Raw genomic sequence first — 14,482 nt, forward strand, 5'->3', positions numbered from 1 at the left:
CGTACTCAGTATCCGGTGAGTCGTTCCACGAGAGCCGTTTTGATCTCCGGGCGACCAGCCGCGACAAGAGTGAAGGTGGCTTCACGCATGAGCCGCTCGGGGGTGTTGCTGCCGACCAGAGCGCGGCTTCCGGTCGCAGTCACGAGTGCGGCCGACGCGCGTATCGCAAGTTCCGACGCTCGGGCGCGGGCGGCCGACATGTCGCCGCCGTCGCGCAGTGCTGCATCGAGATCGGCGCGCGCCCGGGTGGCTTGTTCCTCGAACGCGTCGGTGTCGACTCCCAGATCCGCGAGTTCGGTGACAGCACGGCGGGTGATGCCCATGGCCATCGCGCCGTTGAGCCACAAGCCGGGGAGTTGGGTGCTCTGGAATTGTTCGTCGCTGACGACAGCACAGACGTCGGTATCGGGAATTTCGAAAGCGTCGAACACGATTCGGACGGTGTTGCTTCCGCGCGCCGCGATCAGTGGAAGCTCCTCGATCGTCAGACCCGGGGCCTCGCCCACCGGTACGACGGAATGAACGATGGAATTGTCGAACTCGTCGCGCGCCGACACCAAGAGAACATCGACGATGCCCCAACCGGTGACGAAGGGGGCGATCCCGTCGAGGACGTAGCCGTCGTTCACCCGCTTCGCCCACAGGAGCGGTGGGCGGGGGATGGCGCCGGCATAGGCAACCCCACCGCGAATCATGCCGGAAACCAGACCGTCCCAGTATTGTTCGCGCAGAGGTGCATTGGGACTCGCCGCCAGGGCTCCGACGACGCCGTGATGCTGCATCCAGGTGAACGTCGTCGCGAGGCAACCGCCGCACAAGGTTTCGAGGACCTCGACCAGTTCTTCGCTGCTGGGGCCACCCTCACCGAGGGCGGCGATGCCGTAGAAGCCGTCGGCGGCGAGCGCGTCGAAATGGCTGCTGGGGATTTCTCCGTCGGCGTCGACGCTGTCGGCGACGGGAAACAGAACGGTATCGGCGATTTCGCGCGCAAGTTCCGGCCACATGGTCACGCTGTCAGGGTAAGCCGTGAGCGGGGGGTTGTGGTGTGGAACTACAGCCGCGCATCTAGAACGAGGGCGGCGAACTCACGATGAGGAACCTCGCGACCGCATCGGTGCGATTGAACCACCGGTGCGGGATGGTCGAGGTGTAGAGGAGGGTGTCGCCTACGTGAAGAACGTGATGCTCGTCCAGTCCCACCTCGACCTCGACAGATCCTTCGAGAACATGAATGAACTCTTCGCCGGCGTGCTCGGTGTGCTCACCTGCCTCGGAATGAGGTGCTGCCGTGATCTCGTTGGGTTCCATGGTCCGTGAGCCGGTGGAGCAGAATCGAATCACCGAATCGTGTGCCAGTTCGAAGGTTCGCCCCTCGCCGGCGCGGACGAGGCTGGACGGAGTTCGCTCACCCTGTGCCAAGAGTGCGTGCGCCGTGGTGCCGAGCGATTGCGCGAGGCGATGAAGGTTCATGACACTGGGTACTGCGTGGCCGTTTTCGGTCTGGCTCAGGAAGGGCTGGGACAAGCCCGACTTCACGGCAACCTCGCGCAACGTCAGTCCGGCTTCTTTTCGCGCCGTCCGCACGGCAGCCCCGATTGCGGTCGCTATCGCCTTCTGGTCGTCGTCCATGTGCCGAAGATAGCAGTGATCTGGTGAAAGTTTTGATTACACAGACGAAACAAATTCGACCACGGTAAGAAATTATCGACGTGCTGAATAGTCCCGTACACGAAACACTTCCAGCTTCGGACGGAGATCGGCGCATGGCCATCCATCCTGTCGACCAGCGGCTCCCATTTGCCCGCCAGTCTGCTTTTGCTCTTCAGCACGTCCTCATCATGTACACCGGCTGCATCACGGTTCCGCTGGTTTTCGGTGCCGCCGTAGGGCTGGACCGCAGCACAGTCGCGATGCTGATCAGCGCGGACTTGCTCGTTGCAGGCATCATCACGATCATTCAGAGCCTGGGCGTCGGGAAGGTCGCCGGTGTCCGGCTGCCGATCGTCTGCGGGGCGACCTTCGCCGGGCTGACGCCGATGATTCTGATCGCCAAGGAGTACGGCCTGCAGGCGGTGTACGGGTCCATGCTGGTCGGTGGCGTAGTCGGCATTGCGTTGGCCGTGCCGTTCGCCAAGATCGTCCGATACTTCCCACCCCTGGTTACCGGCGTCGTCCTCACAGTGATCGGCATCTCGTTGATCGGTGTCGCAGGAGGACTGATCGTCGGAAACGACCCCACCTCCCCGTCGTTCGCCGACCCGAAGAATCTGGCGCTGGCTGCCGCAGTCGTTGTGGTCGCGGTGGCCTTCATCTGCCTCGGCCGCGGGATGTGGACGCAGCTCGGTGTACTGATGGCGCTTGTGATCGGCACCGTGATCGCCATCCCGATGGGCCTGATCGATCTGAGTGGCGTCGGCGGCTCGGCCTGGGTGGGCTTCCCGATGCCGTTCCACTTCGGCGCTCCGGAGTTTCCCGTCACCGCCGTGGTGGCGATGAGTATCGTCATGGCAGTCGTCTTCGCAGAGTCGACGGCGAGCATGCTGGCGGTCAGCGAGATCACCGGAAAGCCTTTGAAGAAAGCAGATCTCGCACGAGGGCTGGTGGCCGACGGGATGTCGGGAGTTCTGGGCGGAATCTTCAATGCCTTTGTCGACACCGTTTTCTCGCAGAATGTCGGCGCCGTTGCCACGACCCGGGTGTACAGCCGGTACGTGACCGCTACCAGCGGTGCCATTCTGATCGTCCTCGGCCTCATCCCGCGAATGGGTGAAGTGGTTGCAGCCCTGCCTGATCCGGTGGTCGGCGGTGTCGGAATCATCTTGTTCTCCACTGTCGCCGTGGTCGGAATCAACACGCTGCGCAAGGTCGATCTCAGCGACCCGATCAACACCACGATCGCCGCTGTATCGGTGGGGATCGGTATTCTTCCGGAATTTGCGGAGGGGATGTTCGAGCGATTCCCCTCCTCGGCTCAGATCCTCCTCGGTAGCGGCATCACCTTGGCTGCGGCCTCGGCCTTTTCGCTCAATCTGCTGTTCAATCACACCCGACTCGGTGAACTCGCGAGGCGATCGCGAGAGAGCCTCCATGCCACTGCAAAATCTGAACCCGCCACCAGCTCTGCAGGAGACGCCAGTGTCACAGTCCCAGTCTGATCCCTTCGAAGTGCCCGTCGTCGACATCTCGCCTTACGTGCTCGGTGGTGCCGACCAGGACAAGGCGCGAGTGGCTGCCGAAGTCGACCATGCTTGTCGGACTGTAGGTTTCATGCAGATTCGGGGCCACGGTGTTCCGGCCGCTGTTTCTTCCGGCCTCGCCGAAGCGATGGACGACTTCTTCGGGCTGCCGATGGAGACGAAGTCGGGCTACCGAATCGAGGGCGCGAATCGTGGGTACAGCCCGCCCAAGAGTGAGTCGCTGAGCCTGAGCCTCGGCGTCGAATCCGCGACCAGAATGAACGACTTTTTCGAGGCCTTCAACGTCGGAACCGAAGCCCGATCATTCACCGAACTCGAACTGTCGGAGGACGATTACGGAATCAACCTGTGGCCCGCAGTGTCTGGTTTCACGGCGCGGGTGGAGAATTACTACGCCCATGGCGAGCGGGTGGCACGCACACTGACCGCCATTTTCGAAGATGCGCTCGGGCTGACCCCAGGATTCTTCGAGTCGATCACCGACCACTCCATCGACGTACTGCGGATGAACAACTACGCGTTACCCGAAGGGACGGTGACGTTGGACGGTGAGTTGAAGGGGATGGGTGAACATACCGATTTCGGGCTGGTCACCGTGCTGTGGGCGGATCAGGTCGAAGGTTTGCAAGTGCTCGGGACCGACCGACGCTGGCACGATGTCTGGCCGCACGACGGCGCGCTACTGGTCAACCTCGGGGATCTCACCGCGCGACTGACCAACGACAGGTGGATGTCCACGCTGCACCGAGTTGCGCCTCCGGTGGTGAACGGCACCATCAAGCGCCGGCGATCGGCGGCCTTCTTCCATGACGGAAACGTCGACGCGGTGATTGCGACCTTGCCGATTTTTCAGGACGACTCCGGCTTGGAGTACGAACCCATTACCGTTCGCGATCACATCAAGGCCAAGTTGGCCGGGTCGAGGCAGGGGAAGTCCAACGCCGCCGCAGGTCGTGAGGCGGCTCGGGTACTTTCGGCTGCAGAGCTCGAGGTCAAGCAGTGAGTGCACGGAACATCGTCCTGATCCACGGAGCGTGGGCCGGCGGTTGGGTCTGGGATCGTGTGTGTGGCCCACTGAAATCGGCCGGCTTCAATCCCGTTGTGGTGGAGCTTCCCGGCTCGGGAAGTTGGAACCCAGACGACGTGATCGATCTCGATGTCGTTGCCGAACATGTTGTGGCAGTTGTCGAGTCCTTGGACGGACAGTGCGCCCTCGTCGGTCACTCCGGCGGTGGCATCGTGGCCTCACAGGTGGCTGAGTTGCTGCCTTCGCGGGTAACGGGTCTTGTGTACGTCGCAGGGATGATGCTTCCATCGCAGACGGACTTCGGGATGCTCTGCGTCGAACTCGGTCTGGAAAGTCCGGTCGGGATCTCACGTTGGTTGGTCCCCGCCGACGACGGGGATGCGACGGCTGTTCCGCCCGAAGCCGGTGCCGCTGTGTTCTTCCACGAAGCGCCGGAGGCTGATGCGATCTTCGCCGCGCGCATGCTCGTTCCACAACTGGAGTCAGCCCGCCTGATGGCACCTGTCTGGACGGAAGAGCGATTCGGAACCGTGCCGAGGTTGTATGTCGAATGCACGCTGGATCGAACCGTGCCGATCGAGGCTCAACGCGCCATGCAGAGACTTGTCCCCGGTGCCCAGGTGGTCAGCCTGGGCACCGACCATGCACCGCAGTTTTCGGCGCTCCCGGAGTTGATCGACGCGATCATCGATTTCGCCCGGCAGGTGTTCAGCCGAACTCGACCCCTTGAGCCAGCGGAAGCTGGTCCGAGTAATTGACGGTATTGGTGGCTCGGCGCATGTATGCCTTCCACGAATCCGAACCCGACTCGCGTCCGCCGCCAGTCTCCTTCTCCCCGCCGAATGCGCCGCCGATCTCCGCACCGGACGTTCCGATGTTCACGTTCGCGATGCCGCAATCGGAGCCGTCGGCGGCGAGGAAGCGCTCTGCTTCTCGCTGATCGAGTGTGAAGATCGAGGACGAAAGTCCTTGAGGCACGCCGTTGTGCAGCGCAATGGCGTCGTCGAAGTCGGTGTAGGTCAAGACGTAGAGGATGGGTGCAAAAGTCTCCGCCCGCACCACCTCGGTCTGTGCGGGCATACGAACGAGGGCAGGTGTCACGAAGAACCCGGAATCGCCGACGCGGTCCCCGCCACACACCACAGTTCCGCCGTCCGCGCGTGCGGCCGAGAGCGATTTCTGCATCGTCTCGAACGCGGCTTCGTTGATCAGCGGCCCGACCAGAACACCGGAATCGAAGGGACTGCCGACCTCGAGCTGTGCGTACGCGGCCGCAACGCGCTCGACGACGTGATCGGCGATCGACTCGTGCACGATGAGCCGACGAAGTGAGGTGCACCGCTGCCCCGCAGTTCCGGCGGCGGAGAACACGATTCCGCGTACGGCAAGCTCGAGATCTGCCGACGGTGTGACGACTGCGGCGTTGTTGCCACCCAACTCGAGGAGGCTTCGCCCGAAGCGTTCGGCGACCCGCGGAGCCACCGCGCGGCCCATCCGCACGGAACCGGTGGCGCTGACCAAGGCCACCAGTGGGTTGACCACCAAGGCCTCACCGACATCGCGTTCGCCGATGATCAACTGGTGCACGTCGATCGGTGCATCACAGTCGGCGAGGGCGCGTCGGAGGAGGGCGTCACATGCCAGCGCAGTCAGCGGCGTGGTCTCCGAAGGCTTCCAGACGACGGCGTCACCGCACACGAGAGCGATGGCGGTATTCCACGACCACACCGCGACGGGAAAGTTGAACGCGGAGATGACTCCGACAACGCCGAGAGGGTGCCACGTTTCCGTCAACCGGTGTCCGGGACGCTCGGACGGCATGGTGCGTCCGTAGAGCTGCCGGGAGAGACCGACGGCGAACTCGCAGATATCGATCATCTCCTGTACCTCGCCGAGAGCCTCCGAGGTGACCTTCCCGGCCTCCAACGTCACGATTTCCGCGAGGTCATCCTTGTGCTCGGTCAGTAGGCTGCCCAGCCGGCGCACGACCGCGCCGCGCGCCGGAGCGGGGACGGTGCGCCAGGTGAGGAACGCGCGATGCGCCGCGTCGACGGCGTCGTCGACTTCTCTACCGGAGTGCTGCCGAACGGTACGCAGTTGCGTACCGGTGATGGGGGTTCGTGCGCTCAGGTCGCCGGCGGGCCACTCGACACCGCACGCGGCAAGGGCGCTTTCGGCGCGATCGGCGAGGCTCGAAGAATCAGGCAGGTTCACTGGGGAGTCCTCTGTTGTTGTGGGCGGGAGGCAGCACGGCACGTGACGCCTCTTGTTGTGCGCGGTACAGCTCGAACGGATCTTCGATGGTGCGGTCGATGGCGCCCTCCAATCGATCCTGCCCGTATTCGGCGCCGGGCGCATCGGAAACGAATCCGGTCACGGAATCGAGATTGGATGCGAAGATCCCGGCCGCGGAGGCAGGTAGGAAGTCCTCGTAGACGATCGGGTCGCGGACGACAACAGTTCCTTCGTTTCGGTACGTGAAGTACGCCAACCCCGCGGCATCGAGTTCGCTTTCGGAGTGCGGAAATTCGCTGTCCCAATCGGCGTCCTCGGGCGTGGCGATCAGTCGGTCGTAGATCGCTCGCCCGCTGCGGGTCAACGCGATTCCGCGTGCCTCCACCTCGCCGAATCTGACGCGGACGGGCTCAGTGGTGACCGATCCGTCGTGCTGACGGAAGAGTCTGTCTTCGGCCAATGCACGAAACGACGTCTGCCGCAGAAGTAGTGGTGGTCCGCTCCATCTCGGCGGGCCTTGGATGCGGTCGATCATGGTGATACCGCGCTCGGTCATGCGGCGGTACAACTCGTCGATGTCGAGCACTCGCGGGGTGAGGTGATTGACGTGGGTCGAGCCCTGCCCCGCAATGTCTGCAGCGACCGGCGAGATTGCGGCGAGTTCGCGGTACCAGCCCGCGTCGATGGGATCGGTGCCGAGCCGAAACGCCGAGGTCGCTGCATCGACGAACTGTGTCGCCTCGGGCTCCGTCAGCCCGCCCTCGCGACTCGATTGCCGTGCCCACTGCAGAAGTTCGGGAGAGAACAGGGTCCGGCGACGCAGGAACCTGGTGATCCGACGCTCGAGGTCGGTGTCGAAGAACCTGGAATCGGAACTGGTCAGCACCGAGGTGAAAACGCGGAACGGGTTCCGGGCGAGTTCGGCGGGATCGGTGGGGCGAAATGCCGTCGAGACAACGGGAATGGGGGAGTCGGTGAGCCGGAGGTCGTAATAGCCGACCGGAAACATACCGAATCCGCCGAAGACGGTGGCTACGTCACGTAGTTCGTCGAGAGTCCCCAGTCTGATGGCGCCGTGACGCTCGGCGCTGACTCTCGCCAGGCTGCCCAGGCGCTCCGCAGAATCCGGATGGTCGGCGGCAAAATCACGGTTCACCTGCATCGTTACATCTACCAAGGTGTTGTAAGCGGGGACCTCGTCGCCATACATCTTGGCGAGGGCCGCTGCGAACCGTGCACGTAGCTCCCAGGTTTCAACCATACGAATGTCCGATTGCGTTAGCCTGCGCAGGTGCGAGAAACAGAAACCAGTGACGTTGCCGGTGTTCCGGTCGACGAAACCGATCGACTTTTGATGCGTGAATTGGTCTTGGACGGCCGTGCCACTCTCGCGAGTCTTGCTGAGAAGGCTGGACTCTCGATCTCCGCAGTCCAATCGCGAGTGCGTCGTTTGGAATCTCGCAAGGTGATCCGTGGGTACTCCGCGAAGATCGATCCGGAGGCACTCGGTCACAATCTGTCAGCATTTGTCGCCATCACTCCTCTCGATCCCTCGCAGCCCGACGATGCGCCTGCCCGCTTGCGTCATCTGCCGGCGGTCGTCTCGTGTCACTCGGTAGCCGGGAGCGAAAGCTACGTCCTCCTGGTCCGGGTGGCGTCACCTCGGGCGTTGGAGCGATTGCTGCAGGAGATCCGTACGGCAGCCAACGTCAACACACGAAGCACCATCATCCTACAAACTTTTTACGACGAATGACGCTTGTTCAATAACTTTTACGGTCCTCTATCGACACTCCCGGAAAATTGACATAGCCTTCGCGTATGAGTACTGCGATGCGAGACTTCGGTGACAGTGCGCTCTTTCCGGTCTACGACGTGTTGAAGGCCAGCATCCTCGTCGACGGATTCGATCTGATTCTCGACGTCGAAGGGTCGCGGGGTTCCTATCTCCGTGACCTGCGAGACGGAACCGAGTATCTGGACATGTTCGGTTTCTTCGGCTCTTCGGCCCTGGGTATGAATCACCCTGCGATCGCAGGCGACGAGGAGTTTCAACAGGAGTTGGCTGTCGTGGCCTCCAACAAGCCGAGTAACTCCGACATCTACACCGAACCCATGGCGCGCTTCGTTGCGGCTTTCGCTCGGGTACTGGGGGATTCGGCACTCCCACACTTGTTCTTCGTCGACGGCGGAGCCCTGGCGGTGGAAAATGCACTCAAGGTTGCCTTCGACTGGAAGAGTCGGTGGAACGAAAGCCGCGGGTTGTCAGCAGATCTGGGGACAAAGGTCCTGCACCTGACCGAGGCTTTTCACGGCCGCAGTGGTTACACGATGTCGCTCACCAACACCGAACCGGGCAAGGTCGCGCGATTCCCCAAGTTCGACTGGCCACGTATCGACTCGCCGTACCTGGCAGACGGCCGCGATGTCGAAGCTGCGGAGAGGCAAGCTCTCGATCAAGCGCGCCGAGCTTTCGCCGACAACCCCGACGACATTGCCTGTTTCATCGCCGAGCCGATCCAGGGCGAGGGCGGCGACCATCACCTCAGGCCGGAATTTCTGCAGGCGATGCAGGAGTTGTGCCACGAAAACGACGCCCTCTTCATTCTCGACGAAGTACAGACCGGTTGCGGAATCACCGGAACTGCCTGGGCCTACCAACAATTGGGTCTGAGTCCGGATGTGGTGGCGTTCGGCAAGAAAACGCAGGTGTGCGGAATCATGGCCGGCGGGCGCGTGGATGAAGTGCATGACAACGTGTTTCACGTCAGTTCTCGGATCAATTCGACGTGGGGTGGCAACCTCACCGACATGGTTCGTGCCCGGCGGATACTCGAAGTCGTCGAGCAGGACCGACTGATCGACCGCGTGCGATTCACGGGTGCGCATCTCCTTGCCCGGTTGACCGAAGTCTGCGGGCGGTACGCGGCGGCAACCGAGCCGCGCGGTCGTGGCCTCATGTGCGCGATCACTCTGGAAGACAGTGACCTTCGCGATCGCGTCGTACAGCGACTGCGTGAAGACGAGCACGTGATGATACTGCCCACCGGGAAGAGGGGAATCAGATTCCGGCCCGCGCTGACGGTGACCACCAGTGAGCTGGACGACGCGGTCGACGCGGTCGAGCGCGTGCTCGCACGCGAGACCTAGGGCCTCTGTAGCTGTTCCCACACTCGATCCGGTGTCATCGGTGTGGAGTACATACGCACTCCACACGCGTTGGCAATCGCGTTTGCCAACGCCGGTGCTACAGGATTGAAGGGGGCCTCACTCATCGATTTCGCGCCGAAAGGCCCGAGCTTGTCGTACGTGTCGGCAAACAGTACTTCGGTGATCGGCAGATCCCCGATCTGGGGAACGTGATAATTGCGCAACTGCGGATTGATCACCCGACCTTCTTCGATGACGATCTCCTCCGACAGCGCAGCGCCGAGCGCTTGTCCCACACCGCCTTCCACCTGCCCTCGCAGTTGTGCCGGGTTCATGACGGTGCCGGCATCGGCGGCCTGAACCGACTGCAGGATCTTCACCCGGCCGGTGTTCGTGTCGACGGCAACGCGAAAACCGTGAACGTTGAACGAGACCGAGCGCGGTGTACCGTCGTGGCGACCGTCAGCGGCGAGCGGGCCACCTTCGAGTAGCGTCGCGAAATCGAGGCAACCGTGGGATGTTTCGACACCGTCCGGCGAAAGGTCGTCGATCTGCGCGCCGCGACCGCTCGATCGCACCGCACGGGTCAGTATCCGCTCGCGAAGGCGCTCGCAGGCGATCAGGAGCGCCTTTCCGGCGACCACCGTTCCCGTCGACCCGAACGCTCCGGTGTCGTATCCGCCGGCATCGGTGTCGGATTGAACAATCGTGATGCGATCGACTGTCGTCCGCAATTCGGTGGCCGCGATCTGTTGGTGAATCGTAGTGGTTCCGTTGCCGAACTCAGCGGTGCCGATGTTCACGACGTACCGACCGTCGGCCTCGAGCGCGACGGTGGTGTCGGAGAAGTGACCACGCGGCGGGATCGTCGCGATCATGGCAATTGCCATGCCCCGACCGATCCGCCAACGCGACCCAGTCGGTGCAGCCTCTCCGCGTCCGCTTGACAGTGCACTGTCGACGAGGTCGATGCACTGGTCCAGCCCGTAGCTGCCGAACTCGAGATCACCGTCCTCGACGTGCCAGTCGACAAAATCGTCTCCGGGAACGACGACGTTGCGCCGCCGAAACTCGAAGGGGTCCATGCCGAGACGATCCGCGAGCTGATCCATGGCCGACTCGACGGCGAAGATGATCTGACCGAGCCCGTAACCACGAAAGGCCCCGGAGGGAACGTTGTTCGTGTAGACCGCTTCGGCGTCGACGCGTTTGGTCGCAGCGCGATAGACCGCCATGGATTCGGCGCACCCATGGAACATGACTCCGATCGAATGGTTCCCGTACGCCCCCGCGTCGGAAAGCACGTCGATAGCGAGCGCAGTGAGAGTTCCGTCGGCGTCGGCTCCCGCACGCACCGATACTCGCATCGGATGCCGTGACGGTGCGATGGTGAACTGATCGCTTCGGCTGAACTCGTAGGCTACGGGCTTGCCGGTCTTCAAGACGGCCAGTGCGACCAGATCCTCGGTGAGTAGTTCCTGCTTCCCGCCGAAACCCCCGCCTACCCGTTTTGCGAACACCCGGATTCGGCTGCGATCGAGATCGAAGATGTGGGCCAATTCGTCCCGAACCAGAAACGGCACCTGTGTGCTGCTTCTGATGACGAGACGGCCCTCCTCGTCGAGCCACCCCACTGCGCCGTGAGTTTCCAAGGCCACGTGCTGGACTCGCGCAGTTTTCCACGTACCTTCGACGACTGCAGTCGCATCCGCGAGCGCACGGTCCAGATCGCCGACGCCATCGTGAAGCGCGGCAACCACGTTGCGAGGGGCCTCGGCGATCCGCGAGCTCTCGTCTTTGTCGCCGTGCAGGAGTGGAGCGCCGGGGGAACGCGCCAGATCTGGTTCGAATACCGCGTCGAGTACCTCGTAGTCGACTTCGATCAGCGAGAGTGCACGTTCCGCCTGCGTCGGGGTTTCGGCGATGACCGCGGCTACGCGCTGGCCGCGGAAACGGAGGGTGCTGTCGAACACGCGCGTGTCGTCCGGATCGTCGTTGCGGTCCTCGTGCCGGGCGGTCGAGAACAGCACGTCCGGACTGTCATGAAAGGTGAGGACCGCGGCGACGCCCGGCGCCGCTTCGGCTGCTGCCGTGTCTATCCGCGTTATGTGTGCGTGTGCGTGCGGACTGCCGAGTACTGCGACGTGAAGCAGGTCGACCGGCTTCTCATCCGGGGAGAAGTCCATGGTGTACTGCTCGGTTCCCGTGACGATGCGCGCGGACGCCGGTGCTGCGATCGAACGCCCTTGTGCCCCGCCTATTTTGGCAGTCTCCGTATTGGATGTACCGGCGAGAGCGTCACGAATGGACCGATAACCGGTGCAGCGGCACAGGTTACCTTTCATCGAGCACGCGAGATCGGATTTTTGCTCGACCGACAACGCTGATGCGGTGACTACCATTCCCGCTGTACAGAAACCGCATTGGAATCCGCCCGCGTCCACGAATGCCTGTTGAATGGGGTGAAGTTTCTCCGGTGTTCCGAGACCGGAGGCGGTGACGACGTCGCGGCCGTCGATGCGATGGGCGGGAAATATGCACGAATGGGTGGGGTGTCCGTCGACCAGCACCGAGCAGGCGCCGCAGTCTCCGGCATCGCACCCCTTCTTGACGGAGTTCGCTCCGTGCTCGCGGAGGAAAGTTCGCAGGCACTGTCCTGGGCGGGGCTGGTCGTCGCGCGGAACTCCGTCCACCGAGTACTTCATTCCAGTTCACCTCGGATTTCTTCGGCAAGAAGCTCGGTCATCGCCTTCCGCCACGGCGCAGTTCCATGGACATCGGTGAAGTAGGCGTCTTCCGGAATCCTGCTGCGCAACGCATCCGCAAGTGCTGTGGCGTCGGGGAGTTCGTCGAATTTGAGAGCGTACGGACGGCGGGTCGCGGCGGTGATCGCCAGCGTGAAACCGTCGGCGCCGCAGCGTCCGGCCACGGCTACGGCCGATCGCCCGAGTGACGTCTGAGCCAGCTTTCGCATCGCGGTACGTGCAGTCAATGCATGCACGGGAATCCGGATACTGCGGATGATCTCGCCGGACCTGAGTACGTTTCGAGAATCGTCGATAACGAAATCGACTACGGGGAACGAGTATTCGGTACCGTCCGGACGCCAGATCGTCAGTTCGGCATCGAGAGCGGTACACAGAGTCGTCATCGCTCCGGCCGGGAAGGAGAGCGCGATGTTGCCGCCGACTGTCGCGTATCGCAACACCTTCCACGATGCGAGTAGTGCGTCAGCGCAGTGTTGGAACAGCGCTGCGGCGCGCCAGGATGCGGGAAGTTCGGCGCGGCACAGTTCCTCGATGGTGCAGGTGGCCGCGATCTCGAGACCGAGATCGCCGACCGCCACAGCTTCCCAGTCGAAGCCCGCAAGGTCGACAAGGGTGGTCAGGTGCGGCTGCGGTTCCGAGTACAGCCAGGTGCCGCCACCGATGAACCCGATGCCGGGTGATGCACAGGGGAGTTCGGCGCGGGTCCGCGGCACCAGAACTTCGTCGACGCTGTGCAGGTCCATCGCGACCTCAAGCCTTTCCGAGTAGATCGCGGTGTGCGCGTGCGACATCCGAGGCCACGACGTCCTCGTCGACGGTGGTGACTCGTCCGTCGGCAACTACGATTCGCCCGTTGACGAGCAGTAACTTCAGCGGGGGAGTCGAGCCGAGTACGAGCGCCGCCACCGGATCGGTGATGCCGGCATGCGCGACGGTGTCGAGTTTCCACACCGCCAGGTCGGCAAGTTTTCCGACCTCGATCGATCCGATTTCGCCCTCGCGGCCCAGAACTCGTGCGCCGGCGATCGTTCCCAATTCCAAGGCTTTTCGCACCGTCATCGTCTGCGGTCCGCCCTTCGCGCGAGCAAACAGAAGTGCATGACGAGACTCCTCGATCAGGCTGCAAGCTTCATTGCTCGCCGCGCCGTCCACGCCGAGCCCCACGGTGACCCCGCCGTTCACCAGATCGGCGGCACGGGCGATACCGGCTCCCAGGCGCGCGTTGGAGGTCGGGCAGTGCGCCGCCGCAGTTCCGGTTCGCGCCATCGTCTCGATACCGGCGTCGTCGAGATGGACTGCGTGGGCGTACCAGACGTCCGGGCCCACCCAGCCGACTCGTTCCATGTATTCGACCGGCGTGCAACCGAAATGCTCGCGGCAGAATCTCTCCTCGTCCAGTGTCTCGGCCAGATGCGTGTGCATACGCACGCCGTTTTCGCGGGCCAGCGTCGCGGACTCGCGGAGCAATGCCTCCGTCACCGAGAAGGGTGAGCAGGGAGCTACCGCGATCTGCAGCATCGATCCGGGATTCGGGTCGTGCCAACGGTCGATCACCGACTGCGTGCCGGTCAGGATGTCATCGAGTTTTTCCACGACGTGATCCGGTGGCAGGCCGCCGGAACTCTGGCCGAGATCCATCGACCCACGACAGGGGTGGAATCGAAGGCCGACCTGCGCAGCCGCGGTGATCTCGGCCTCGAAAACGTCGCCGGCGTCGCGGGGAACGACGTAGTGGTGGTCGGTGGTGGTCGTACATCCGGTTTTCGCCAACCACGTGAGGCCGCCGGTGGCCGCCACGTGGACGGCGTCGGCGTCGATACCTGCCCAGACGGGGTACAGGGTGGTCAGCCACTCGAAAAGCGTCGAGTCCGCGGCCAGGCCTCGGGTGATCCATTGGTAGAGATGATGATGTGTGTTGACCAGACCCGGCGTGATCAGGCAACCACTCCCGTCGATCACTTGCGCACCCGGGTATTCGGGTGGCGTTCCGGCGCCGACGTCGACGATCTTGTTGCCCGAGATCACCACATAGCCGTCGGAGTACTCGGAGCGGTCGCCGTCCATCGTGACCACATGAGCGCCCGCCACGACGAGTGTTGCCCCGA

At 63.1% G+C, this 14,482-nt stretch carries 12 protein-coding genes; 5 read left to right on the forward strand and 7 right to left on the reverse strand.

From position 1 onward, the window contains the following. Positions 1-5 precede the first annotated feature (5 nt). Together QRN54_RS08015 and QRN54_RS08020 are read right to left on the reverse strand one after the other, a co-directional pair. Positions 6-1,010 (reverse strand): acyl-CoA dehydrogenase family protein, encoded by a 1,005-nt coding sequence (locus tag QRN54_RS08015; protein WP_285181841.1) that lies wholly within the window; start codon positions 1,008-1,010, stop codon positions 6-8. A gap of 55 nt (positions 1,011-1,065) precedes the next feature. After that, positions 1,066-1,629, reverse strand: a complete 564-nt coding sequence (locus tag QRN54_RS08020; RefSeq protein ID WP_007727247.1) for a helix-turn-helix domain-containing protein — start codon at positions 1,627-1,629, stop codon at positions 1,066-1,068. Between the two features lie 134 nt (positions 1,630-1,763). Between QRN54_RS08020 and QRN54_RS08025 the strand changes: the two genes are divergently transcribed. Genes QRN54_RS08025 through QRN54_RS08035 form a run of 3 tightly spaced genes read left to right on the forward strand, consistent with a single transcriptional unit; the run spans position 1,764 to position 4,982 of the window. Then, positions 1,764-3,155, forward strand: coding sequence for a uracil-xanthine permease family protein (locus QRN54_RS08025; RefSeq protein ID WP_007727244.1), 1,392 nt, complete (start codon positions 1,764-1,766; stop codon positions 3,153-3,155). Further along, complete coding sequence (locus QRN54_RS08030) at positions 3,136-4,200, forward strand: isopenicillin N synthase family dioxygenase (protein WP_064688931.1); 1,065 nt, start codon at positions 3,136-3,138, stop codon at positions 4,198-4,200. The genes QRN54_RS08025 and QRN54_RS08030 overlap by 20 nt, the downstream gene beginning before the upstream one ends. Continuing rightward, positions 4,197-4,982: an alpha/beta fold hydrolase gene (locus QRN54_RS08035; RefSeq protein WP_064688932.1), complete on the forward strand. Its 786-nt coding sequence runs from the start codon at positions 4,197-4,199 to the stop codon at positions 4,980-4,982. Before QRN54_RS08030 ends, QRN54_RS08035 begins: the two co-directional genes overlap by 4 nt. On the opposite strand, the gene amaB is transcribed toward QRN54_RS08035, so the two are convergent. Together amaB and hglS are read right to left on the reverse strand one after the other, a co-directional pair. Further along, positions 4,933-6,438: an L-piperidine-6-carboxylate dehydrogenase gene (amaB, locus tag QRN54_RS08040; RefSeq protein ID WP_285181843.1), complete on the reverse strand. Its 1,506-nt coding sequence runs from the start codon at positions 6,436-6,438 to the stop codon at positions 4,933-4,935. The genes QRN54_RS08035 and amaB overlap by 50 nt on opposite strands. After that, positions 6,425-7,720: a 2-oxoadipate dioxygenase/decarboxylase gene (hglS, locus tag QRN54_RS08045; RefSeq protein ID WP_285181844.1), complete on the reverse strand. Its 1,296-nt coding sequence runs from the start codon at positions 7,718-7,720 to the stop codon at positions 6,425-6,427. Before hglS ends, amaB begins: the two co-directional genes overlap by 14 nt. A gap of 30 nt (positions 7,721-7,750) precedes the next feature. Between hglS and QRN54_RS08050 the strand changes: the two genes are divergently transcribed. Beyond that, the gene (locus QRN54_RS08050; protein ID WP_003940830.1) at positions 7,751-8,215 is read left to right on the forward strand and encodes an Lrp/AsnC family transcriptional regulator; all 465 of its coding nucleotides are present in this window, start codon (positions 7,751-7,753) and stop codon (positions 8,213-8,215) included. Between the two features lie 65 nt (positions 8,216-8,280). After that, the gene (gene lat, locus QRN54_RS08055) at positions 8,281-9,609 is read left to right on the forward strand and encodes an L-lysine 6-transaminase (protein WP_047271731.1); all 1,329 of its coding nucleotides are present in this window, start codon (positions 8,281-8,283) and stop codon (positions 9,607-9,609) included. Here the strand turns inward: lat and QRN54_RS08060 are convergent. From QRN54_RS08060 to QRN54_RS08070, 3 genes are read right to left on the reverse strand one after another with little or no spacing between them, the layout of a single operon-like run. Continuing rightward, positions 9,606-12,314, reverse strand: coding sequence for a molybdopterin-dependent oxidoreductase (locus tag QRN54_RS08060; protein WP_210378303.1), 2,709 nt, complete (start codon positions 12,312-12,314; stop codon positions 9,606-9,608). The two genes, lat and QRN54_RS08060, sit on opposite strands and share 4 nt — an antisense overlap. Beyond that, positions 12,311-13,120, reverse strand: coding sequence for an FAD binding domain-containing protein (locus QRN54_RS08065; RefSeq protein ID WP_030535037.1), 810 nt, complete (start codon positions 13,118-13,120; stop codon positions 12,311-12,313). The genes QRN54_RS08060 and QRN54_RS08065 overlap by 4 nt, the downstream gene beginning before the upstream one ends. Before the next feature lie 7 nt (positions 13,121-13,127). Beyond that, complete coding sequence (locus QRN54_RS08070) at positions 13,128-14,441, reverse strand: 8-oxoguanine deaminase (RefSeq protein WP_231915147.1); 1,314 nt, start codon at positions 14,439-14,441, stop codon at positions 13,128-13,130. Between the last annotated feature and the right edge of the window lie 41 nt (positions 14,442-14,482).

This window comes from Rhodococcus sp. MEB032 (assembly GCF_030208925.1).
Lineage (GTDB): Bacteria > Actinomycetota > Actinomycetes > Mycobacteriales > Mycobacteriaceae > Rhodococcus_F > Rhodococcus_F qingshengii.

What these genes read in the sequence shown, in the direction of transcription:
- QRN54_RS08020 (WP_007727247.1), bottom strand. Translation starts at nt 1,629, where the DNA reads ATGGACGACGACCAGAAGGCGATAGCGACCGCAATCGGGGCTGCCGTG.
- QRN54_RS08025 (WP_007727244.1), top strand. Translation starts at nt 1,764, where the DNA reads ATGGCCATCCATCCTGTCGACCAGCGGCTCCCATTTGCCCGCCAGTCT.
- hglS (WP_285181844.1), bottom strand. Translation starts at nt 7,720, where the DNA reads ATGGTTGAAACCTGGGAGCTACGTGCACGGTTCGCAGCGGCCCTCGCC.
- lat (WP_047271731.1), top strand. Translation starts at nt 8,281, where the DNA reads ATGAGTACTGCGATGCGAGACTTCGGTGACAGTGCGCTCTTTCCGGTC.
- QRN54_RS08060 (WP_210378303.1), bottom strand. Translation starts at nt 12,314, where the DNA reads ATGAAGTACTCGGTGGACGGAGTTCCGCGCGACGACCAGCCCCGCCCA.
- QRN54_RS08065 (WP_030535037.1), bottom strand. Translation starts at nt 13,120, where the DNA reads ATGGACCTGCACAGCGTCGACGAAGTTCTGGTGCCGCGGACCCGCGCC.
- QRN54_RS08070 (WP_231915147.1), bottom strand. Translation starts at nt 14,441, where the DNA reads ATGGACGGCGACCGCTCCGAGTACTCCGACGGCTATGTGGTGATCTCG.